Raw genomic sequence first — 21,271 nt, forward strand, 5'->3', positions numbered from 1 at the left:
GTGAACCTGATGACGGTACAATTACCGATTCGCGTTCGGAATATTATTTTTATACTAATAGGTTCGTTTATTTTTGCATTCGGCGTTTATCACTTCAACGTCCAAAATAATTTGGCTGAAGGTGGATTCACCGGAATCACATTGATCCTTCGTGGTCTATTCGATATTTCGCCATCTGTCACCAACTTGGCTCTAAACATCCCACTCTTTTTCATGAGTTATAAACTGTTAGGTCGAACGACCTTCATCTATACGCTCATCGGGACGTTCTCATTTTCACTTTGGTATGCGCTTATCGCTAAATACTCGACGCTCGTCATCGACTTGACAGACGACATGGTGCTTGCGAGTCTCTTCGCTGGTCTCTTTATCGGGGTCGGGCTTGGTATCATCTTCAATAACGGTGGCACGACTGGAGGAGTGGATATTATCGCTCGTCTCGTACAACGATATTTTGGTTGGTCAATTGGCAAGACGTTTCTCATCTTTGACTTCTTTGTCATCGTCCTCAGTTTGACTTATCTCGATATCCGCGAAGCGATGTATACACTTCTCGCCGTCTATATCGGGGCTCGTGTCATCGACTCGATGCAGGAAGGGACATATGCTGGTAAGGCGGCGATGATCATCAGCGACCATCGGACCGCCATTGCGGACGGGATCCATGCGACGATGAATCGTGGAACGACAAGATTGCTCGCAAAAGGTGGCTACTCGAACCGAGAACTCGAGGTCCTCTACGTCGTCGTCGGTCGAAACGAAGTGAATCGATTGAAAACAATCGTTAAACAAATCGATCCGCACGCGTTCGTCACGTTCCACCATGTTTATGAAGTCGGTGGAGAAGGATTCACGTTCGACGAGAACCGTATGCCGCTGAAATAAGGTCATACAAACATCGCTCCGTTCACTTAATGAACGGAGCGATGTTTTATGCCTCGATTTGGAGAACTTCAAATTGAAGTGCACCACCTGGTGATTTAATTTGAACAATTTGGCCGGCCTCTGCACCAATCAACTCACGACCGAGTGGCGATGTGATTGAAATGGTCCCATTTTCTATGTTTGCCTCGGCTTCACCGACAATCCGATAATTTTCGGTCTCATCCTCTCCCACTTCTCGAATGACGACCTTGTTACCGAACGTGACAATTTTCGATTGTTCCGACTCGATGATGACCGCATCATCAAGTACCCGTTCAATTTCTAAAATATCGGTCTCAATCTGTTCATAATGATCGACTGCCTCGGCGTATGTGACATCCTCTCGGAAATCGCAAAACTTACGGGCAGTGCGAAGGCGTTCACGTGCATCCGTCTTTTCGTCTCTCAACTTCGAAAGTCTAGTCTGCAGTTGATTGTGACCGTCTACCGTCAGTTTTGGTTTCATCATCAAACATTCCTTTCAGACAATAATAAAAATCCCGTCATTCGACGGGATTCACTTCTATTCATCATGTGGCATAAAGACGATGAGTGCCAAGCGAATGAGTTCGGCAACCGCAACGAGTGTTGCAGCCACGTATGTCCATGCGGCAGCATTCAACACTTTTCGTGCACCTGTCTCTTCCGTCGCCGTCACGATTCCGTGCGACGTCAACTGAGTCATCGCACGCTTCGAAGCATCGAACTCGACCGGTAACGTGATGAGTTGGAATATGACCGCCCCGAGCATCATGATGACACCGAGTTGTGCAAGTCCGAGTGCGCCGAACAAGAAACCACCAAGTAATAATGGGAATGACAAGTTTGATGTGATGTTGACGACAGGAACAAGACTATGACGAACACGCATCATCTTATAGTCCGTTGCATCTTGAATCACGTGACCGATTTCGTGCGCCGCAATTGCAGCCGATGAAATTGTCGATCCTTGATACACTTCACGCGACAACCGTACAACTTTATTGACCGGGTCGTAGTGGTCGCTCATCAATCCATCGACCATCTCGATTCGAACATTATGAACACCGTTTTGTTTCATGATGAAATCAGCTACTTGTGCACCTGTGACACCGCTTTGGAGCGGTTTTTGTAGAAACTGTTTATACGTACTTTTCACTCGCATCTGGGCCCATAATGGAATGAGCATAATCAGTGCAAGATAGAAAATATAGCCACCTAATGACATTTTCTATTTCACCTCTGAATGTATTTGATAATTTGATTTTACATTCTTATGAACTTATTTTCAAGCGATGGACGCAGGACGAACGCATATCCCATAAAAAAACATAATCCCGTCAACCAGAACGAGCCGTAGCCGATCCACATAATCTCTTCTGCGAGTGACGGATAACGTGGCCATTGACCGAGCACATAATCTACTACGTCGTTATGAATCACCCAAATTAGAGAACAGACAAACGATGCAACCGTCCATTTCATAAACGGAGCATAGATGAGTGCTTGCAAAGCCATCGCACCGTGCGAAACCATCAACATGACTGCCATCAAGATGGTAATGGTCGGTGCATCCGCCGGTAGCTTTCCTAAATACATAATATTCATTATGACTGCCCAGACTCCATATTTAATCAACGTAATAAACGCAAGTGTCTCGAATAACGGGGAGCTTTTTTTCATCATCCATAATCCGAGCACAATCGTAAAGAAGAGAGATGCCGTCGGACTGTCCGGGACGAATGGCCAATAAATATATGGAGTGTCTCGTAGTTGCGGTTCATACCAGATATAGCCGTAAATCGTACCCCCTAAGTTAATCATGAAAAGAATGGTTAGTACGATTCGATGCGTCAAGAAAGGTTTTAAAAACATCGGGTTCATTGTCTCAATCCTTTTTTCTTTCAGTTTATCGTAATTAAAGTAAAAAAGTGTAGCCCGGTATTCAGGCTACACTTTATGGCTTACTCGTTATTTTCGCCGCCTTCACCATATGAAGCGATGAATTCAGATAATACTTGTAAATCTTCAGGTGAGCCGTCCCACTGTCCAGCAGGCATCGTCCCAATTCCATTTACAGCGATATCCGCAATCTCGTCAGCCGTGTACGTCGTACCGACCAAGCCAGGAGCCGCTGCTCCACCTTCTAGGTTTTGACCGTGACAGTTCACACATGATTGAGCCGAATAAATCTCATATCCCGGTGCCGCTGTATCAATTTCTGGACCTTCACCTGGAACTTGAAGTTCACCTTGAGCGTGGACTTGATCCCAGTGTGTCGTTTGAACAGATTCCCAAGTCAAGTAAAAGACCGAGAGAATACCGAGCAACATGAAACTGATGGCGACTGGTCGCTTAGCAGGTCGACGCTCTAGACCTTGGTCAAGCCAAGGTGCGATGAGAAGTGCCGTAAACGCCAAACCTGGAATAATGACCGTACCGAGCAAAATCCAGTCTCCAGCAGCGAATTGATATTTTAACAACTGATACAAGAACAAGAAATACCAGTCCGGTAACGGAATGTATGACGTGTTCGTTGGATCGGCGATATTTTGAAGCGGTGCTGCCTCGACGATTGTCAAAGCGATGAAGCCGATCAAGAAGACCGACCCTACCATCCACTCTTTAAGCAAGAAGTTTGGCCAAAACGCTTCTGTGCGTCCTGGATATTCTGAATAGTCTTTTGCAATGTTTTGTTTCCGATTCGAGATTCCTACTCGAGAGTCGGTTACAAATTTCATCCCTTTACCGCGATGCATATCGTTTCTCCTCCTTTTTCTCCTCGAATCGGTTTATAGCGGTCCAGAAATACCTTGTTTACGAATCATCAAGAAGTGGGCTCCCAACAATCCAAACAATGCCGCCGGCAAGAAGAAGACGTGGATCGCGAAGAATCGTGCGAGTGTGCTCGCCCCGACAATCTCACCACCGGCGAGAAGTGTCTTCGCAATACCACCGATGATCGGTACACTTTCAGCGATTTGAAGCGTAACTTTCGTTGCGAACAATGCTTTCATGTCCCAAGGAAGCAAGTATCCTGTAAGTCCAAGCGCCAAGACGACGAAGAACAAGAGAACACCAACAACCCAGTTAAGTTCACGTGGCTTCTTATACGATCCCGTGAAGAACACGCGGAGCGTATGTAAGAATAACATGACGATGGCGACTGATGCGCCCCAGTGGTGCATCCCACGTACAATTTGTCCGTGTGCGATTTCATTTTGTAAGTAGTACACTGACGCGTGAGCGTTAATGATGTCTGGTACGTAATACATCGTCAAGAACATCCCCGAAAGGATTTGAATGACGATTGTAAAGAACGTCAAACCACCAAAACAATAGACAAATGCAGAGAAGTGATGAGCAGGGTTGACGTGTTCCGGTACTTCGTGGTCTGCGATATCGCGCCAAAGTGGTGTGATGTCTACGCGTTCATCGACCCAATCATAAATTTTTTGTAACATCGACTAGTCCCCCTCTCACTTCTGTGAAATTGGGCTACCTAGATATAGGAACCCATCTTTTTCTTCTTTTTCATAACGAGCAAGTGGTGCTGTTGGTGGTGTACCTGGGATGTTCGTCCCATCTTTTTCATACCGTCCTAAGTGACATGGGCAGAAGAATTCAGTTGGACGAGTTGGATCACCCGCGTAAGCTACTTGACAGCCGAGGTGTGTACAAATCGGAGAAAGTGCGACTATCTCGCCACTTTCTGTTTTGTAAACCCATGCTGAAAGTGTTTCTTCAAATTCGTACCAAGCATCTTGTGTTTGTTTCTTAAAGTCGACACGTTGCGGCTCAGTCGTGATGTCATCAAGACTCATAACTTTTACTTTGTCGCCTGCTCCAGTTTTTTTCAAGACCGGATCGATCGCAAAGTTGACCATCGGACTGATCAATGTTGCCGCCATAAAGCCACCTACTCCAGTCAGTGTGTACGTTAAGAACTGACGGCGTGTGACTTTTGACCCATTTTGAGCCATTTCGTTCCCCCCTCATTCGTGTGCATAACCCCATAATTCTTTATGCATTCTTCACAAAAATTTCTCACTCAACAAAATAGTATATCAATAAAACCTCTACGTCAACCGCTTCATGTCGCCATCCAACGGCTCGAAAGCTCTGTGATAACTTGTGTCGCAAAATTTTGAACCATCGTGTGCGCTTGATCGCTCGACATCGCTCCTAACGCAAGCGGCGGTACAAACATAATCGGCAAATCATACGATTTGAAACGGATGTCTGACGCAATAAACAATACGTGAGAAAATCCGGATGAATCCGCTTTTGTCACCACATCTTTTGCCAATTCCACTCCGGCTTCGACATCGGTGTAACTAATTGGCGGGCTGAGCATCGTTCGACCAGATAACTGACGTTCTGTTTCAACCGTGACGGCATGAATCACTTCATAGCTTTCGGCTTTACGAACCATGTCTTCACCAAACGCCAATTCTGCGAGCGGAACGATGAGCGTATCGACATATTGTCGTTCGGCAATCGAGCGCAGTGCCCCTTGACTATCGAACCTCATCTTTTCCCTCCTCTCCAACTTATCTCATCATGTCTATTGTAGCGTACATGACATCGCTCACATTCCAAACTTATGAACGAACTGTGAAATAATTGTGTATTCCTACGTTATTAATATACCAAAAAACAAGCGACTACCGGAACGGAATCGCTTGTTTTTTTCAAAATAATTTCGATGCCCGCACTTGATGGAGTTGACTCGTCAAGTTACGGAATAAATTCTCGTCTCTGCGATCAAGCGCCTTATCGATTTCAATCAATAATCGCTCTTCTTCAAATTGAGCAACAGAGGCTTGTATGACCGTTTGGGCTGAGGAGGATACTTCATCTTTCACTTCCGCCACAGGCTCAAAGGGATTCTGTTCCACGATGTCCACCCAATTCTCATCAATCATCATGCCTTGAAAATTTAACTCCACATAGATTGGCCCATCGTGTAGACGAATATCATGATAGGCTTTCTCAGGATTCATGGTCACAAGGTCTCCCCGTCGGTATCGAAACGGTTCGCCGTCAAAGCCGTAAGCCGTCATCACAAGACTTCGTGGCGAGACTGAGGCGTTTGTCACGAAATGAACGTTTCCCAGCTTATCAGGATGTCTCAACCAATAGTCAAGAATCCACTTTGCTTCGCGCTTGCGAAGTGTATGATGAGCGACGAATCGCTTCAAAAATTTCCGTTTCCGCTCGACCATTTGACCTCATTCCCTTCCCTTTATCATTCTACGTCATCAGACAATTGTTCGAGCTGATCTTCGAGTACTTGACGATCTTCGAGATCGACCATCAATGCAAGCGATTGCTCGACCACACGTCGCGCTTCTTGTCTACGACCTTCCTCTATCAACAGTGTAGCCCATTCCGTCACAAATGACACGTCCTCTTTCAAAATCGGTTCGATTGATGCATACAGACTGACCGCTTCTTCGTACTCTTCGAGCTCATATTTCGATTTCGCCTTATACCATGTCATGAGCGGTGACGTCGTGTGGTCTTCGAGTGCGTCTATTGTTTCGAGAACATCATCGAATTCTCCTGTCTCGAACAAAATTGATAAGAGGAGTTCTGTCGCTTGAATCGATTCCGGATTTAGCACGAGCGCTTCACGGAGTTCCTTAATGGCACCTTCTCGATTTCCAAGTTTGAGAAGCAGTTTTGCTTTGACATGACGAAGCTCATCATTGTAATCATCACGTGTGATACCCTGGCCGATGATTTCTAATGCTTCTTCCGTTTGTCCGATTGCATCGAGCGACTCGGTATAAGGAAGGTAAAGCGAAGTAAAGTCCGGGTCCATCGCCTGAAGTTCTTTAAACTGCTTAATCGCAATTTCCTCTCGTCCAATTCGATGTGCCGTCATCGCATGACCGAAGACGGTATTCAAATCACGATGGGTTGCTGATTCGTACTCTTCAAGCGCCTCTTCGAACGAGCCGACCATCGTGAGGGCCTCTGCGTAATCCGCCTGATAATCAATTTCTGAAGGTAGTTTCATTTTTGGAAGTCGCGCATAGAGCGGGATCGCTTGTTCAAATGAACCGGTCGATGCGTAAAGTTCGGCCAAGCCATAAATCAATAACGGTTCGTCTGGGTTCTTTTCAAGTGCTTCCACCAGTTTTTTCACAGCCACTTCATCCAACCCTTGAGATTGATATAAGTCAGCTAACAAGACGAGGCTTCTCACTTGTGTTTCCGCGTCATTCGACTTGATTTTCTCAAGAACAGCAATCGCTTCTTCTTCCCGGTCGCTATCTAAATATGCTTCCGCGAGTGATAGGGCAACGTTTGGGTCCCCTTCGTAATCGACGTACAGTTTAGAAAGTACTTCGGTAGCACGGTCGGCAAGACCTAGTTCTAAATACAGGTCAGCAACCGCTAAGCGATCATCATCTGACCCTTCTTTCTCAAGTTGTTCAATATGCATGAGCGCATGTTCAGTCTCACCAGACTCAAGCATCTCGATTATATGTGTTAATGCTGATTCATCTAGCATGTTTCGTCCTCCTGGCCTTCGGTTTGTCGTTATTCTATCTTACGTTGAACCCGTTGTAAATCTTGACGGAATCGCGGATAGCTGACATCGGATGCTTCTATTTCTTCAATGTGAACGAATTCATCTGTCATGAGTGCGGCGATTTGTAACATCATGGATAAGCGGTGATCTCCATACGTCGTGACACTTCCTCCGTGAAGTCGACTCGGATTAACGATGAATCCGTCCTCGGTACCGACGATGTCCACACCAAGTTTTCTGAGTTGTGAGACGACCGAATCAATACGGTCTGTCTCTTTCACCCGAAGTTCCGCAGCGTCTTTCACGACTGACGGTGAGTTCGCCTGTGAGGCGACGAGTGCAAATAATGGCAATTCATCAATCTGTGAGGGAATCATGTCCTTTTCAACAACTGTACCGGATAGTGCGCTCGTCTTGACCGTGACGTCACCGACAATCTCTTCTCCGACCAGTCGTTCATTGGAAATGACGACGTTCGCCCCCATCCGCTCAAGCGTCCGTAAAAAGCCGATTCGTGTCTCATTCAAACAAACATCTGTTGTCGTCACCGAGCTTCCAGATACGATGGATGCCCCGGCCCAGAAAAAGGCGGCCGAAGACGGATCCGCCGGCACGTTCACCGTCGCTCCAATCAACCGAGATGGGTCGACGCGAATGACGCGCTCCCCTTTTTCCACTTCGACAGATAGTTTCGCTCCGAATAGTGGTAACATACGCTCTGTATGGTCTCGTGACAACATCGGTTCGCGAACAATCGTCGTTCCCGAGGCGCGTAATCCGGCGAGTAGAATGGCTGACTTTACCTGGGCGCTCGCCACAGGTAACGTATAGTCAATGGATTGAAGCATCGCCCCTTCGATGAAGAGCGGTGCCTGATCTCCTTTGACGTGTGCTCCCATCTCACGTAACGGCGCGGTAACCCGTCGCATCGGACGTTTCGATAGCGAGTCATCACCCACAAGTTCAAATGACCCGTTATAGCCGGACAAGAGACCGATCAATAAGCGCATGGTCGTTCCCGAGTTTCCACAGTCAAGACGTGCCGATTGCGGTGACTCGATTCCTGTGATGATCAGCTCTTCTCGCTGTTCCTCCACGTCGGCTCCGAGTAACCGAATCATCTCGAGCGTCGAACGACAATCGGCACCGAGAAGAGGATGTTGCACACGCGTCGTCCCGCTCGCCATCATTCCAAATAACAGCGCCCGGTGCGTGATTGATTTATCACTCGGGACACGGATTGAACCGTTTAAACTCATCGTTCCCACCATCCTTTCATCTGCTCAAACGTACGTTGAAGGAGCTCTAGCGCCACCGGTTCAACAGTAATTGATTCACGAAGTAATACAAAACGAATCGACCCATTACGATTCTTTTTATCCCGAACCATTTTGTCCACATAATAAGAGAACGGTTTCCAGTCGATCGGCGTGACATCATTCAAACGCATCCAATCGAACAAACGCTTGGCCCGGACTTCATTTCCGGACAGTAAAAAGGCGAACACCATACCATGCAATACTGCTTCACCATGTGGGATGCGATAAGTTTCGACTGATTCAAGGGCATGTCCGAATGTGTGTCCGAAATTAAGCCAAGCTCGAATCCCTTGTTCTCGCTCATCTGTTTCGACTATCACTCGTTTCACTTCAATTCCACGGGCAAGCCAACAAACCCAATCGATTTGTTCAACATCCGTCAAAGCTAAAAACAAGTCGTCCTCGAAAGAGGTTTCGAGGACGTAACGTGACAAATACGCATGTTTCAACAGTTCACCGAGACCACTCCGCACTTCTTGAACCGGTAAGGATTTGAGTCGAGACACATTATAATTGACTCCAATCGGTTGATAAAACGCCCCAATCGCATTTTTCGCAAGTGGATGGTTGACCGCAACTTTGCCACCAACAGCGGAATCATGGGCTAAAATCGTCGTCGGAACTTGTATGTAAGGAACACCACGCATGTAGACGCTTGCTAAAAAGCCAGCCAAGTCACCAATCATCCCACCGCCGAAGGCGACAATCAGTGAGTGACGATCGCATCCGTGACTTAACCCTTCCGCGACAAGATGTTCTAGATGGGTTAACGACTTTGACGCATCACCCGCCTCAACGACGGACCAGACGACGTGTGAATGCACTTGTTCCAACTGTGTACGAAATGAGTTCCCGTATAGAGAATCGACATGTTCGTCCGTGACGACCCAAAGTATCGGATAACCTGATAACTCAATCGTTTTAATCCACCGGTCTTGATCATCGACGACGACATCATACGGGGTCGATGCCGCAATTGGAATCGTCACCATATGCGTATCTCCTCCCGGTAATCCTCGACACGGCGACTGATTCGTTCCATCGTATCATGTCCGAACGTCTCACACACTTCCTTCGCGATTTCAAACGCGATGACCGCCTCGACGACGAGGGATGCTGCAGGTACAGCACACGAGTCACTCCGTTCAATTTGAGCAAGGAATGCCTCTTTTGTATCAATATCGACGGATTGAAGCGGTTTGTAGAGCGTCGGAATCGGTTTCATGACCGCTGAACAGACAATCGGCATACCCGTTGTCATCCCGCCTTCGAATCCGCCGAGGTGATTACTGAGTCGGGTATACCCCTCATCTCCATAAGCAACCGGGTCCATTACTTCCGAACCAGGCCGATACGCCATCTCGAATCCGTCCCCAAATTCGACACCTTTGAAAGCATTGACACTCATGACAGCTTGCGCGATTTTCGCATCCAGTTTTCGATCGTATTGTACGTAAGAGCCTAGACCAGGAACGACACCATGCACTTCGGTACAGACGATTCCGCCAATCGAGTCCCCATTCGCTTTCGCCTCATCGATTCGTTGCATCATTCTTTCTGCAGCTTTCGTATCAAATGTACGTACAGGTGATGCGTCGATAATCTCCAAAGTTTCTTCTAACGAATCGAACGTCTGCATATCTGCCTTCTCCCCACCAATCACTTTTACATAGCTAAAGAGTGACATCCCAACTTGTTGAAGCAGTTGCTTACAAAAAGCCCCGACTGCGACACGGGCTGCCGTTTCTCGCGCACTCGAGCGTTCTAAAACATCTCTCAAGTCTCGATGGTCATACTTTAATCCACCGACTAGGTCCGCATGTCCAGGTCTCGGTCGTGAGACGCGACGCTTCACCTCGATGTCGCCTTCAATCGATTCTGCTTGCATCACATGTTTCCAGTGCGTATGATCTTTATTTTCAATCCAAAAAGTGATTGGGGCACCGGTTGTCTTCCCATGTCGAATACCAGAACGAACCTCCACTTGATCAGACTCGATTTGCATGCGACGTCCTCGCCCATATCCGGACTGCCGCTTTTTCAATTCAAGATTCATCTGATCAATGTCTACGACAAGTCCTGCAGGTGCACCTTCTACGATGACCGTCAGTCCCGGACCATGTGATTCACCAGCTGTCAAATAACGCATCCGTTCACCTCATCCATCTATTTTTTCGTAAAAGAAACTTTGTTTCATCGCATAGCCATAACGCTTTGGCTGGAAAATTTGTTCGGTTCCACCGACAAATAACATCCCACCAGGACGTAACGCCCGTTGAAACGACGAATATACTTTTCCTTTCGCATCTTCTGTGAAGTAAATCAATACATTTCGACAGACGATCAAGTCGAAGTTTCGTTCATATACATCCGCTAATAGGTTATGTTTTTTGAACGTAACCAGTTGCTTAATTTCGTCTGAGATGAAATAGTCCTCCCCACGACGCGTAAAGTAACGCTTTTGAAACTCAACGGGTAAGTCAATCAGTGCCCGTTCATGATACTTTCCTTGTTTCGCCTTTTCGATGACGACATCATCTAAATCTGTAGCCATGATTGAAAATTGAGATGGAGCCAAATGTTTTGACAGTAACATGGCGAGCGAGTAGGGCTCTTCTCCTGTCGAACAGGCAGCACTCCACACGCGAAGCTTCCCTTTACTCGAACGGATCAAATAAGGCAGAATATCCTCTTCTAGCTGTTGCCACCGAATCGGGTTACGGTAAAATTCACTCACATTGATCGTCATCCGGTCAAGAAATTCCTCGTATAACTGACGATCCCTATCCATCGCCTTCAAATATTCAAGGAACGATGCATACCCTTTCTTTTCACGCAAGGCGACCATTCGACGCTTCATCTGCGCCTCTTTATATAAATTCAAGTCAATACCAGACTTGATATAAAACTTTTTTACGAAGATGGCATAATCATTCATCACCAATTTCAACCTCAATTCTTTCTCATTTCCTCATTCTTCTGAACATAGGCATTTCAAGGGAATCAAAAAGGGACAGGTTTCCCCGTCCCTCGAAAAGTCATGAAACGTGTGAGGCGATTTCAGCGAACCAAAGTGCAAGTTCGCGCTCTGCGCTTGCCACACTATCAGAACCATGAATCACGTTTTGTGACATCGTTGATGCAAAATCGCCGCGAATTGTTCCTGGTTGCGCATCAAGTGGCTTCGTCTTTCCAATCATAAGACGAGAGACCGCTACGATGTCTTCACCTTCCCATTCCATCGCAACGACCGGACCAGAAGTCAAAAACTCTACCAATTCACCGAAGAATGGTTTTTCTTTATGCTCTGCGTAGTGTGCCTCCGCGACCTCAACTGACGGTGTCACCATTTTGAGACGGTTCAATGTATATCCTTTGTTTTCAAAGCGTGAGACGATTTCCCCAATCAATCCACGTTTTACCCCATCCGGTTTAACCATTAAAAATGTCTTTTCCATTCCCCAAATCCCCCTAAGTCAATAAGTGTGTACGATGTACGTTTTTAGTGTACATGGTCTTTCACATTTTTGAAAGGGGTTCCATGGGAGTTTACCATTTACGCTTTCCAATATATTGTGCAATTTCAATCAACGATCGCTTATCAGGGACATCTGGCAACCCTTCTAACCGGCTGATGGCACGATTTACATATCGGTCAATCGTGTGTTGACTTCGTTCTAGCGTTCCATTTTGTTGCACTTCCCGAACGAGAGACTTCGTCACTTCCGAATCCGTTGACGCGTTCACCCGGCAAAGACGATCATAAAAACCTGGGTCTTCACAAGAATAAAGGAGTGGCAAAGTCTTATGACCGTGTTTTAAATCTTCACCGACTGGTTTGCCGAGTTGAAAGCTTTTCGCCGTAAAATCCAACAAGTCGTCCGTCATTTGAAACGCCATGCCGATATCATATCCGAACAGGCTCAACTGTTTCACCACTTGAGGAGATGCTCCTGAAATGACGGCGCCAGCCGCACAACTCGTTTCAATCAAAAGAGCAGTCTTTCGTGCAATTCGATCTAAATATCGCTTTGGTGATTGTGCCCATTCGTATTGATCTTGGATTTGATTGATTTCACCTACACAAATACGTTCCATCGTATCTGCCATAATTCGCATCACTTGCGGTGACTCAATTTCGGATACGAGACGAATCGCCTCTCCAAATAACGTATTTCCCGTATACATCGCCACTGTTTCATCATATCGCTCCATTACGGTCGGTTTTCCGCGACGGAGCATCGCATCATCGATAACGTCGTCATGGACGAGTGATGCCATATGAATCAATTCAAGACTTGAGGCAACTTTCGTCAAACGGATATCTTTCGTCTCACCGAACCCTGCGCTCAATAGGACGAAGGCTGGTCGGATGCGTTTGCCACCCGCATCGAGGAGTTGGCGCGATGCTGATTCAATGACGGGGTGGTCCGTCCTGACTCGAGTAGATAAAAATTGATCGATTTGATCAATCTCTCGGTTCATATGACGATAAAGTCGCTTCAAAGACATGTTTCACCACTTCTTTCCTAGATGCATGGCACATGCACCTCCGGAGAATGTCTTCACTTCGACTTGTTCAAACCCGGCCTCTTCGAACATGCGTTTGAGCTTCAAACGATCCGGAAATTGGTCGGTCGATTCTTGGAGCCACTTATACTGATCATATGACCCGGCAAACATTTTACCGAATAGCGGCATGACCGTCCCAAAATAAAATCGATACAATTCTTTAAAGACCGGTGCTGTCGGTTGACTTGTCTCGAGACAGACGACCGTCCCTCCCGGTTTCAGGACCCGATGCATTTCATGCAATACCGTCATGTAATCCGGAACGTTCCGCAGTCCAAATCCGATCGTGACGTAATCAAATGAGTGATCTCCAAATGGCAGCGCCATCGCATTGCCGTGAAGTAACTCGATGTTCGACCATGATTTCACCTTTTCTTCTCCAACTTTTAGCATGTTTTCTGAAAAATCGAGACCTTTGACGACACCCGTATTTCCGGCAGCGTTCGACAATTGAATTGTCCAGTCGGCTGTCCCGCAACAAACATCTAGACATTTAGCCCCTGGAAAGACGTTCATTTTTTTCATCGTTGTCCGTCGCCACCATTTATGAAGTCGGAAGCTGATAATCGAGTTCATCGCATCGTAGCTAGGAGAAATGGACTGAAATACTTCGTATACTTTTTGCTCTTTTTCTATCGGTTGCAACGTGTAACATCCTTTCCGTTCTAAGCGACCGCATATGCGAGCAACGTCGTCAGTTGCTCTTTTTGGTCTTGCCTGAGGGTTGTCGCTTTCTTTTCAATCATTTGTTTCCCACTCGTTGTTAAATAAGGTTGTTTAATCAATTCGGAAAGTGTTTGAATCAATCCGATGTTTGCTTCAAGCCAAACAGTCATCGAGGCGTTCTTCTCGAGCAACAAGGTACACTTCGCCGCATTGACGCGCTGTACGGACTGCCCAAACTGGTCACCATATGACGATGGAAAGTCTGTCAAGATTTTATAAAACTGAGCCGAAGCAAAGTCGCCAGCGAGCACTTTTAATTGGCGGGCTAGAGACCCTCTCGGACTACTGTTCACTTGATCGTGTAATTCGAGCGCTTGATGTGCAAAATAGGTTGCCATCACGAGTTGTCGATGCTCAATCGATTCCAAATCAATCATCTCGACCATCCAACGAAGCAACAGCATGTCGATGGCTGGTACCACCTCGTGTTTCGTCAAATAGGGATGATTCATACGTGTTTCGATTTGACGAGCAAGGTCTGTGACAACAAATTCATTTGTCAACTTTTCCATGCTATCCCCCCTCGCCCATTTCATTGTCATTCTGACATAGTATAGCACATTTTTGTCACATTCACGTCATTCGAACTCGCAAACACAACAAAAAAGCCGCCTATCGGCGACTTATGTATTGCAGATTACTTGACCGCATCTTTGAGCGCTTTACCTGCTTTAAATGCAGGAACTTTACTCGCTGGGATTTCGATATCTTCTTTTGTACGTGGGTTACGACCTTTACGGGCAGCACGCTCACGAACTTCAAAAGTACCAAAACCGATCAATTGAATTTTCTCACCGTTTTGGAGTGCTTCAGTGATTGATTCAAACGTAGCTTCTACGATTTTCGTTGCTTCTTTTTTAGAAACATCGGCTTTCTCAGTAACAGCTTGGATCAATTCAGTTTTGTTCATCACGATTCACCTCCTCTCACAGGGAGTTTACGGGATTAATCATATCGTACAAACGTTGATATGACAACATTTTTTGCATGATTTCATGACATTCACTATCAAAACAAGCTCAATTGTTTAAAAAAACGACTTCTCCTTGTTCATCTATTGTATAACCTTGAGAATAAGCTGGGGCAAATGGAGCATCTTTATAGAGCAAATAACGAATATCATCACCGATTTTTGGCGACTCATCCGTCTTTTGAAGCGCTTCTTCCACGTCTTTTCGATAGTCTACAAAAAGTTGTCCCGTGCCATCTACATAGATTGGAAGCTCCCGATCAGAATAAGGGCTTGGAATGACCGGTTCCTCCGTGATAAAGATTTTATCGTAGTCTAGTGTGAACTGATTCTTGCCGAGTGATCCATCGAACGGAAATTTCCCCTCTTTTGCTCGGAAAGCATTGATGTTTGTTTGAAGTTGCTGTAACCGCTCCGAGACACGTAAATCAATTAATTTCACAGTGGGTTCAGTCTCGACGTCAACGAGAATATATTGGAATAATCCACCACCCTCGAAACTGTTCGCCGGCGGGTCAGACACGTACCCAGGGACGAGACGTGAAAATTCGATTGGGTAACGCTCCATAAGAGGCGTTTCCGCCGGTTTCGTCTTAATCGGCAACACGCCGGATTGTTCACGATACGCATCGACCGCACTTTGTACGGTAGTTAATTGATTTTCATACGGAACATTATTCGTCCGTTCCGATTCAGGAAACATACAACCTGCCAACAGAGTCGTCAGTACCAAACTGACAGCGATGATCATCTTTTTCATAACGTTTATCCTCCCGTCGGTCCTGAGACGACGACAAAAATCATAATAACAGTCCCAAACAAGAAAATGATGAACGCGATTATTCTTACAAGAGTCGCAAACCAACCGGTCAGTTTCGTATGACTGATGGCGACCATTAATGCAGCAACGGCAAAAGCACCGATCCCTGCAAATGAAATCCACATTTTGATGAGTGACGGTGTCACGTATATCCCCCTACTTTCTCTATGTTCTCCAGACTTCAAGTTTAGCAAAAAAAAGCGAGGAACTGAACGAAAACGTCAGCCCCTCTTCAAACCATTCTTATTCTTCGAAATGAAAGACTTGTTCCATCTCGTGCTTTTGTGGTCGTCTCATTAGTTTTTTCACTTCATCATGAGGGCTCTTGCCTCCGAACAACACATTATAAAGTGCTTCCGTGATCGGTATCTCGACACCTGCATCTTTCGCAAGAAAGTGAGCCGCCTCACAAGCCCGAACACCTTCGACGACCATTCCCATATTGCCTAGAACGTCTTCAAGCTGCTCACCGCGTCCAATCGCATTTCCCGCTCGCCAGTTTCGGCTATGTTGTGACGTTGCTGTCACAATCAAGTCTCCGATTCCAGTGAGGCCCGAGAAGGAAGCAGGGTTCGCACCGAGTTTCACGCCTAGCCTTGCAATTTCAACAATCCCACGGGTCATGAGGGCTGCTTTCGCATTATCCCCATAGCCAAGTCCGTCTGTCATTCCGGCAGCGAGGGCGATGATATTTTTGAGCGCTCCGCCATATTCAGCACCAACGACGTCTGAGTTCAAGTACACACGGAACTGATCGTTTGTGAGCAACTCCTGCACTTCGTCCGCGACATCGAGGTCCTCACAGGCGATCGTGATGGTCGTCGGTTTTCGAACCGCGACCTCCTCCGCATGTGTCGGACCTGTCAATACGCCGATTGCCCGGCGTTTCGATGGTTCGATTTCTTCTGCGATGATTTCTGAGAGACGCTTATGCGTCTTCGGTTCAATCCCCTTCGCGGCATGGACAATCGTGACAGGCTTCGTCAACAGCGAGTTCAGCTCTTTTGAGACCGGACGAATTGCCGAACTCGGGACGACAAGAAAGACGATGCTACGACCGTCGAGAGCTTCTTTCATATCCGTCGTCGCACGAATCGATTCCGGTAATGGCGCATCTTTCAAATAGAACGAGTTGGTGTGCGACGAGTTGATTTCATCGACATGTTCCTGTTCACGTCCATAGAGCAGGACATCGTGTCCATTATCAGCTAAGACGAGCGAGATGGCCGTTCCCCAGCTTCCCGCTCCTATGACAGCTACGTTTGCCATAAGTGGCACCCCCGTTATTAGTTTTTCTGACGAGCCACGATATGAATCGGTGTCCCGGTGAAGTCAAATGCTTTACGAATTTGATTATCTAAATAACGTTTATAAGAGAAATGTAACAATTCAGGGTCGTTGACGAACAAGACGAATGTCGGTGGTTCGATAGCAACTTGAGTCGCATAGTTAATCTTCAATCGCTGTCCTTTATCCGTCGGTGTCGGATTCATCGCGACCGCGTCGACGATGACATCGTTCAACACGCTCGTCGAGATACGACGACGATGTGTTTCTGCCACTTGTTTGATGACAGGCAACAATGTCTGTAAGCGTTTTGACGTGAGCGCTGATAAGAATACGATCGGTGCATAATCAAGGAACAAGAATTCTTGACGAATCTTTTCTTCCATCTTCTTCATCGTCTTGTCATCTTTTTCGACGGCATCCCATTTGTTGACGACGATGACAATCGCTTTCCCAGCTTCATGCGCGAGACCTGCAACGCGTTTGTCCTGTTCAATGATGCCTTCTTCACCGTCGAGGACGACGAGGACAACGTTCGAGCGCTCAATTGCTTTCTGCGCACGCATAACACTGTAACGCTCTGTCGATTCGTATACTTTCCCGCGTTTACGCATACCCGCCGTATCGATGATGACATACTCTTGTCCATCACGTGTGAATGGCGTGTCGATTGCGTCGCGTGTCGTACCGGCAATATTTGAGACGATGACACGATCTTCACCAAGAATCGAGTTTGTCAAACTAGACTTCCCGACGTTCGGACGACCAATCAACGAAAACTGAATGACATCATCGTTATATTCATAGTCGTCTTTTTCTGGAGCGAGTTCAAATACTTGGTCGAGTAAATCTCCAAGACCGAGACCGTGTGTCCCAGAAATCGGGAACGGGTCCCCGAATCCAAGTGAATAGAACTCATACATAAGATCTCGCATTTCAAAGTTGTCCACTTTGTTCACGGCAAGAACAATCGGTTTGTTCGAGCGGAACAACAAGTTCGCCACTTCTTCATCGGCTGCTGTGATTCCTTCACGACCATTCACCATAAAGATGATAACATCTGCTTCATCGATTGCAAGTTCTGCTTGATGACGCATTTGAACGAGCAACGGCTCATCCCCTATTTCGATACCACCTGTATCGATTAAATGGAACTTACGATTTAGCCACTCTCCTGTACCGTAAATACGGTCACGTGTGACGCCCGGCTTATCATCAACGATCGAGACACGATCTCCGATGATGCGGTTAAAAATTGTGGATTTCCCGATATTCGGTCGGCCAACGATGGCCACTGCTGGAATTCCCATAACAACACCTCACTAACTTTCTATCAAAATTTCATCATTTCATCATTTCGAAACGCAACTTACCTATCATATCACAGGCAAAATTAAGTGACCATACAAAAAGAAGCGGGAGTATGACTCCCGCTTGAACGATCATCTTATTTTGAGTCGTCCGAAGAGTCATCCCCTGTCAATTCAGAAACAGAGAATCCTCCTTGGTCGCTATATTCATCGAGCAACGCTTGGTCATCATCTTGACGAGTCGGTTCAGATGATTCGAGTGCACGCATCGACAATGAGATTTTCTTATCATCAAGATGAACGTCCAACACTTTCACTTTCACTTCCTGGCCTTCTGACAATACTTCAGATGGCGTTGCGATGTGACGATTCGCAATTTGTGAGATATGAAGGAGTCCTTCCACTTGCGGCGCGACTTCGACGAACGCACCGAACGTTACGAGACGTTTGACCGTTCCTTCAATCACGTCCCCTGGTTGGATTTTCCCTTCGATGGTTTCCCACGGGCCTGGTTGCGTTTCTTTAATCGAAAGTTTCACTTTTTCATTATCTAAATCGAGTCCGAGAACTTTCACTTTGACACGATCGCCTTCTGTTACGACATCGCTCGGCTTCTCGACACGGCTATGAGCCATTTCAGAGATGTGAACGAGACCATCCACGCCACCGATATCGACGAACGCACCGAAATCTGTCAATCGTTGAACCGTTCCTTCGATTACTTGACCAACTTCAAGCGATTCGAGCGTTTCCGATTTCTTCGCGCTCATTTCTGCTTCGACAACTGCTTTATGTGACAAGATGACGCGATTTTTTTCGCGGTCAATCTCGACGACTTTTACGGTAATTGGGTTGTTCAAGTATGACGAGAAGTCTTCAACGAAGTGACTTTCGACAAGGGATGCAGGGATAAACCCACGAATTCCGATATCGACGACAAGGCCACCTTTGACCTTATCTTTTACCATCACTTCAAACACTTCACCCGATTCGAATTTTTCGACGATTCGATCCCAAGCTGTTTCGGCATCGACGTCCTTTTTCGAAACGACCACTTCTTCGTCCGTGACTTTTTTTACTTTGACACGAATCTCGTCGTTCACTTGGAGTGATTCGTTTAAATCGTCTAGATGCATGCTTGATACTTCGCTAATTGGCAAAATCGCTTCGGTTTTATAACCGATATCGATCAGCGCTTGCTTATCCTCGATTTTGACGACTGTCCCGGTCACAATCTGACCACGATTAATTTCAAAATCAGGCATATCTTTCATTTCTTCGACCATTCCAACACTACCCCCTCACGATGAGTACAAAAAGGAGCGCCATAAGGCGCTTACACCTAGTATAAATCTCTTATAATTCCGAGAATTTGTCAAGGCGTTATGAAGATTGTACCTCTATTGAAAGAAGTTTAAACCTCAATTCCGTAATCCTTCCCTCACTTCGTGAGTGAATGCTTTAATTCGTGAGTGAATGCTTTAAATAGAGGTCAGCAATTGTATCCATGATCAAATCGGACGCTTCTTGCGCACTTGCCTTACGTGCTTTCAGTTCTGACAAGTCAATCGGCTTTCCGATGATGACGCGGAGTTTCGCACGAAACTTGTATTTCCCAATGATGGCAATCGGTAAGATGTGCGCTTCCGAACGCATCGCAAAGAATCCGACACCCGCTTGTGCCTTCCCGAGCGTACCGTCTTTTGATCGCGTTCCTTCCGGAAAGATAGAGATGACTTCATCCTCTTTCAACTTTTGAAGCACGACACGAAGCGCTTGACGGTCACCTTCCCCACGTGACACCGGAATTTGACCCGCCCGATTTAAGATGTGCTTCAGTACCGGGACACTAAAAAGTTCTTTCTTGGCAAAAAATCGGAGCGGACGCTGCTTTGGAATGGCGCACGCGAGAAGCACGGGATCCCAATTCGATTGGTGATTCGAGCAGACGAGAATCGACCCGTCCATAGGGACATTCTCTCGTCCGATAAATTCGACTCGGAATAATGCCCGTTGAATGACGTTCACGACGGCTGTTGCCAGCCGATACATACCGAACGGTCCATTGTTTAATGGTTTACTCATGCTTTCACCTCTTCAATTAATCGTTCGATTGCTTGAACAACGCCATCAATCGCCAACGTCGTCGTGTCAAGGAAGTGTGCATCGTCAGCTTGGCGGAGAGGAGCGACTTCACGTTCTGAATCCCGTTTATCACGAAGCGCTATTTCTTGTTTCAATAGTTCGTAATCACTCGCAATCCCTTTTGACAGGTTTTCTTCGTGACGGCGACGAGCTCGCTCTTCGACCGATGCCGTCATGAACACTTTCAAATCGGCATTCGGGAGAACATGCGTCCCGATATCGCGACCGTCCATAACGACCCCACCATGTTTCGCCAAATCGCGTTGTAAATCCATCAAGGCATCTCGCACTTCCGGTTGGCGTGCTACAAAACTGACGTTATTCGTCACTTCACTCGAGCGAATGACTTTCGTCACTTCCTCCTCTCCATCAAATACACGCTGTCCTTCTTCAGAAGGAACGAGTCGAAGCGTCATCTTCTCAATCATCCGAGCAAGTGCAGGTCCATCTTCGAGCGCAATCCCTTCGCTCAGCGCACGAAACGTGACTGCCCGATAGATGGCACCTGTATCGATATAGACATATCCCAATTGTTTCGCCAATGACTTGGCGATTGTACTTTTTCCGGCACCCGCCGGTCCGTCTAAAGCAATTTGTAATGATTTTTTCATACAAAACGGGTATCGAGTGATCCCGATACCCTCCTCCTCTCGGTCAATAATCCCGAGAACA

Annotated in this window: 26 protein-coding genes; 1 reads left to right on the plus strand and 25 read right to left on the minus strand. The window is 46.6% G+C overall.

Annotated elements, in window-relative coordinates:
* The first annotated feature begins 9 nt into the window (after positions 1-9).
* The gene (locus KNO76_RS00560; protein ID WP_026826157.1) at positions 10-885 is read left to right on the plus strand and encodes a YitT family protein; all 876 of its coding nucleotides are present in this window, start codon (positions 10-12) and stop codon (positions 883-885) included.
* A gap of 46 nt (positions 886-931) precedes the next feature.
* Here KNO76_RS00560 and KNO76_RS00565 read toward each other — a convergent pair whose 3' ends face one another.
* From KNO76_RS00565 to cmk, 25 genes are all read right to left on the minus strand, one after another.
* Positions 932-1,390, minus strand: coding sequence for a GreA/GreB family elongation factor (locus KNO76_RS00565; RefSeq protein WP_214881430.1), 459 nt, complete (start codon positions 1,388-1,390; stop codon positions 932-934).
* Positions 1,391-1,447: 57 nt separating this feature from the next.
* Complete coding sequence (locus KNO76_RS00570) at positions 1,448-2,131, minus strand: zinc metallopeptidase (protein WP_214881433.1); 684 nt, start codon at positions 2,129-2,131, stop codon at positions 1,448-1,450.
* A 38-nt stretch (positions 2,132-2,169) separates the two neighbouring features.
* Positions 2,170-2,787, minus strand: coding sequence for a DUF1405 domain-containing protein (locus KNO76_RS00575; protein ID WP_026826160.1), 618 nt, complete (start codon positions 2,785-2,787; stop codon positions 2,170-2,172).
* Positions 2,788-2,867: 80 nt separating this feature from the next.
* Positions 2,868-3,662: a menaquinol-cytochrome c reductase cytochrome b/c subunit gene (locus KNO76_RS00580; protein ID WP_214698286.1), complete on the minus strand. Its 795-nt coding sequence runs from the start codon at positions 3,660-3,662 to the stop codon at positions 2,868-2,870.
* A 33-nt stretch (positions 3,663-3,695) separates the two neighbouring features.
* A complete protein-coding gene (gene qcrB / locus KNO76_RS00585) occupies positions 3,696-4,367 on the minus strand; it encodes a menaquinol-cytochrome c reductase cytochrome b subunit (protein ID WP_214881436.1) in 672 nt (223 codons plus the stop codon).
* A 15-nt stretch (positions 4,368-4,382) separates the two neighbouring features.
* A complete protein-coding gene (locus KNO76_RS00590; protein WP_026826163.1) occupies positions 4,383-4,886 on the minus strand; it encodes a QcrA and Rieske domain-containing protein in 504 nt (167 codons plus the stop codon).
* Between the two features lie 110 nt (positions 4,887-4,996).
* Positions 4,997-5,437, minus strand: coding sequence for a DUF2487 family protein (locus KNO76_RS00595; RefSeq protein ID WP_214702206.1), 441 nt, complete (start codon positions 5,435-5,437; stop codon positions 4,997-4,999).
* A gap of 160 nt (positions 5,438-5,597) precedes the next feature.
* Complete coding sequence (locus tag KNO76_RS00600; protein ID WP_026826165.1) at positions 5,598-6,131, minus strand: ReoY family proteolytic degradation factor; 534 nt, start codon at positions 6,129-6,131, stop codon at positions 5,598-5,600.
* A 23-nt stretch (positions 6,132-6,154) separates the two neighbouring features.
* Positions 6,155-7,429 (minus strand): tetratricopeptide repeat protein, encoded by a 1,275-nt coding sequence (locus KNO76_RS00605; protein ID WP_214881438.1) that lies wholly within the window; start codon positions 7,427-7,429, stop codon positions 6,155-6,157.
* Between the two features lie 29 nt (positions 7,430-7,458).
* Positions 7,459-8,709 carry a 3-phosphoshikimate 1-carboxyvinyltransferase gene (gene aroA / locus KNO76_RS00610; protein WP_214881440.1) on the minus strand — a complete coding sequence of 417 codons (1,251 nt, stop codon included), beginning with the start codon at positions 8,707-8,709 and terminating at the stop codon, positions 7,459-7,461.
* On the minus strand, positions 8,706-9,761 hold the full coding sequence (locus KNO76_RS00615; protein WP_214881442.1) for a 3-dehydroquinate synthase: 1,056 nt from the start codon (positions 9,759-9,761) through the stop codon (positions 8,706-8,708). The genes aroA and KNO76_RS00615 overlap by 4 nt, the downstream gene beginning before the upstream one ends.
* The gene (gene aroC, locus KNO76_RS00620) at positions 9,755-10,918 is read right to left on the minus strand and encodes a chorismate synthase (protein ID WP_214881444.1); all 1,164 of its coding nucleotides are present in this window, start codon (positions 10,916-10,918) and stop codon (positions 9,755-9,757) included. The genes KNO76_RS00615 and aroC overlap by 7 nt, the downstream gene beginning before the upstream one ends.
* Positions 10,919-10,927: 9 nt before the next feature.
* Positions 10,928-11,707 carry a CheR family methyltransferase gene (locus tag KNO76_RS00625; protein ID WP_214881996.1) on the minus strand — a complete coding sequence of 260 codons (780 nt, stop codon included), beginning with the start codon at positions 11,705-11,707 and terminating at the stop codon, positions 10,928-10,930.
* Between the two features lie 100 nt (positions 11,708-11,807).
* A complete protein-coding gene (gene ndk / locus KNO76_RS00630; RefSeq protein WP_026826171.1) occupies positions 11,808-12,227 on the minus strand; it encodes a nucleoside-diphosphate kinase in 420 nt (139 codons plus the stop codon).
* A gap of 91 nt (positions 12,228-12,318) precedes the next feature.
* Positions 12,319-13,281, minus strand: coding sequence for a polyprenyl synthetase family protein (locus tag KNO76_RS00635; RefSeq protein ID WP_214881447.1), 963 nt, complete (start codon positions 13,279-13,281; stop codon positions 12,319-12,321).
* Positions 13,282-13,284: 3 nt separating this feature from the next.
* Positions 13,285-13,986 carry a demethylmenaquinone methyltransferase gene (locus tag KNO76_RS00640; RefSeq protein WP_214881456.1) on the minus strand — a complete coding sequence of 234 codons (702 nt, stop codon included), beginning with the start codon at positions 13,984-13,986 and terminating at the stop codon, positions 13,285-13,287.
* Between the two features lie 20 nt (positions 13,987-14,006).
* On the minus strand, positions 14,007-14,579 hold the full coding sequence (locus KNO76_RS00645) for a heptaprenyl diphosphate synthase component 1 (protein WP_214881459.1): 573 nt from the start codon (positions 14,577-14,579) through the stop codon (positions 14,007-14,009).
* A gap of 125 nt (positions 14,580-14,704) precedes the next feature.
* Positions 14,705-14,977, minus strand: coding sequence for an HU family DNA-binding protein (locus tag KNO76_RS00650; RefSeq protein ID WP_015881465.1), 273 nt, complete (start codon positions 14,975-14,977; stop codon positions 14,705-14,707).
* 109 nt (positions 14,978-15,086) lie between these two features.
* On the minus strand, positions 15,087-15,797 hold the full coding sequence (locus KNO76_RS00655; RefSeq protein ID WP_214881462.1) for a hypothetical protein: 711 nt from the start codon (positions 15,795-15,797) through the stop codon (positions 15,087-15,089).
* Between the two features lie 5 nt (positions 15,798-15,802).
* A complete protein-coding gene (locus KNO76_RS00660) occupies positions 15,803-16,003 on the minus strand; it encodes a DUF2768 domain-containing protein (RefSeq protein ID WP_026826176.1) in 201 nt (66 codons plus the stop codon).
* A 97-nt stretch (positions 16,004-16,100) separates the two neighbouring features.
* Positions 16,101-17,126, minus strand: a complete 1,026-nt coding sequence (locus KNO76_RS00665; RefSeq protein WP_214881464.1) for an NAD(P)H-dependent glycerol-3-phosphate dehydrogenase — start codon at positions 17,124-17,126, stop codon at positions 16,101-16,103.
* A gap of 17 nt (positions 17,127-17,143) precedes the next feature.
* Positions 17,144-18,454 carry a ribosome biogenesis GTPase Der gene (gene der, locus KNO76_RS00670; protein WP_214698268.1) on the minus strand — a complete coding sequence of 437 codons (1,311 nt, stop codon included), beginning with the start codon at positions 18,452-18,454 and terminating at the stop codon, positions 17,144-17,146.
* Between the two features lie 137 nt (positions 18,455-18,591).
* Positions 18,592-19,740, minus strand: coding sequence for a 30S ribosomal protein S1 (gene rpsA / locus KNO76_RS00675; RefSeq protein WP_214702218.1), 1,149 nt, complete (start codon positions 19,738-19,740; stop codon positions 18,592-18,594).
* A 175-nt stretch (positions 19,741-19,915) separates the two neighbouring features.
* Positions 19,916-20,539, minus strand: a complete 624-nt coding sequence (locus KNO76_RS00680; protein ID WP_251127827.1) for a lysophospholipid acyltransferase family protein — start codon at positions 20,537-20,539, stop codon at positions 19,916-19,918.
* Positions 20,536-21,210: a (d)CMP kinase gene (cmk, locus tag KNO76_RS00685; RefSeq protein ID WP_214881467.1), complete on the minus strand. Its 675-nt coding sequence runs from the start codon at positions 21,208-21,210 to the stop codon at positions 20,536-20,538. The genes KNO76_RS00680 and cmk overlap by 4 nt, the downstream gene beginning before the upstream one ends.
* Between the last annotated feature and the right edge of the window lie 61 nt (positions 21,211-21,271).

The sequence above is a fragment of the Exiguobacterium sp. s101 genome, assembly GCF_018617835.1.
GTDB classification, from domain to species: domain Bacteria; phylum Bacillota; class Bacilli; order Exiguobacteriales; family Exiguobacteriaceae; genus Exiguobacterium; species Exiguobacterium marinum.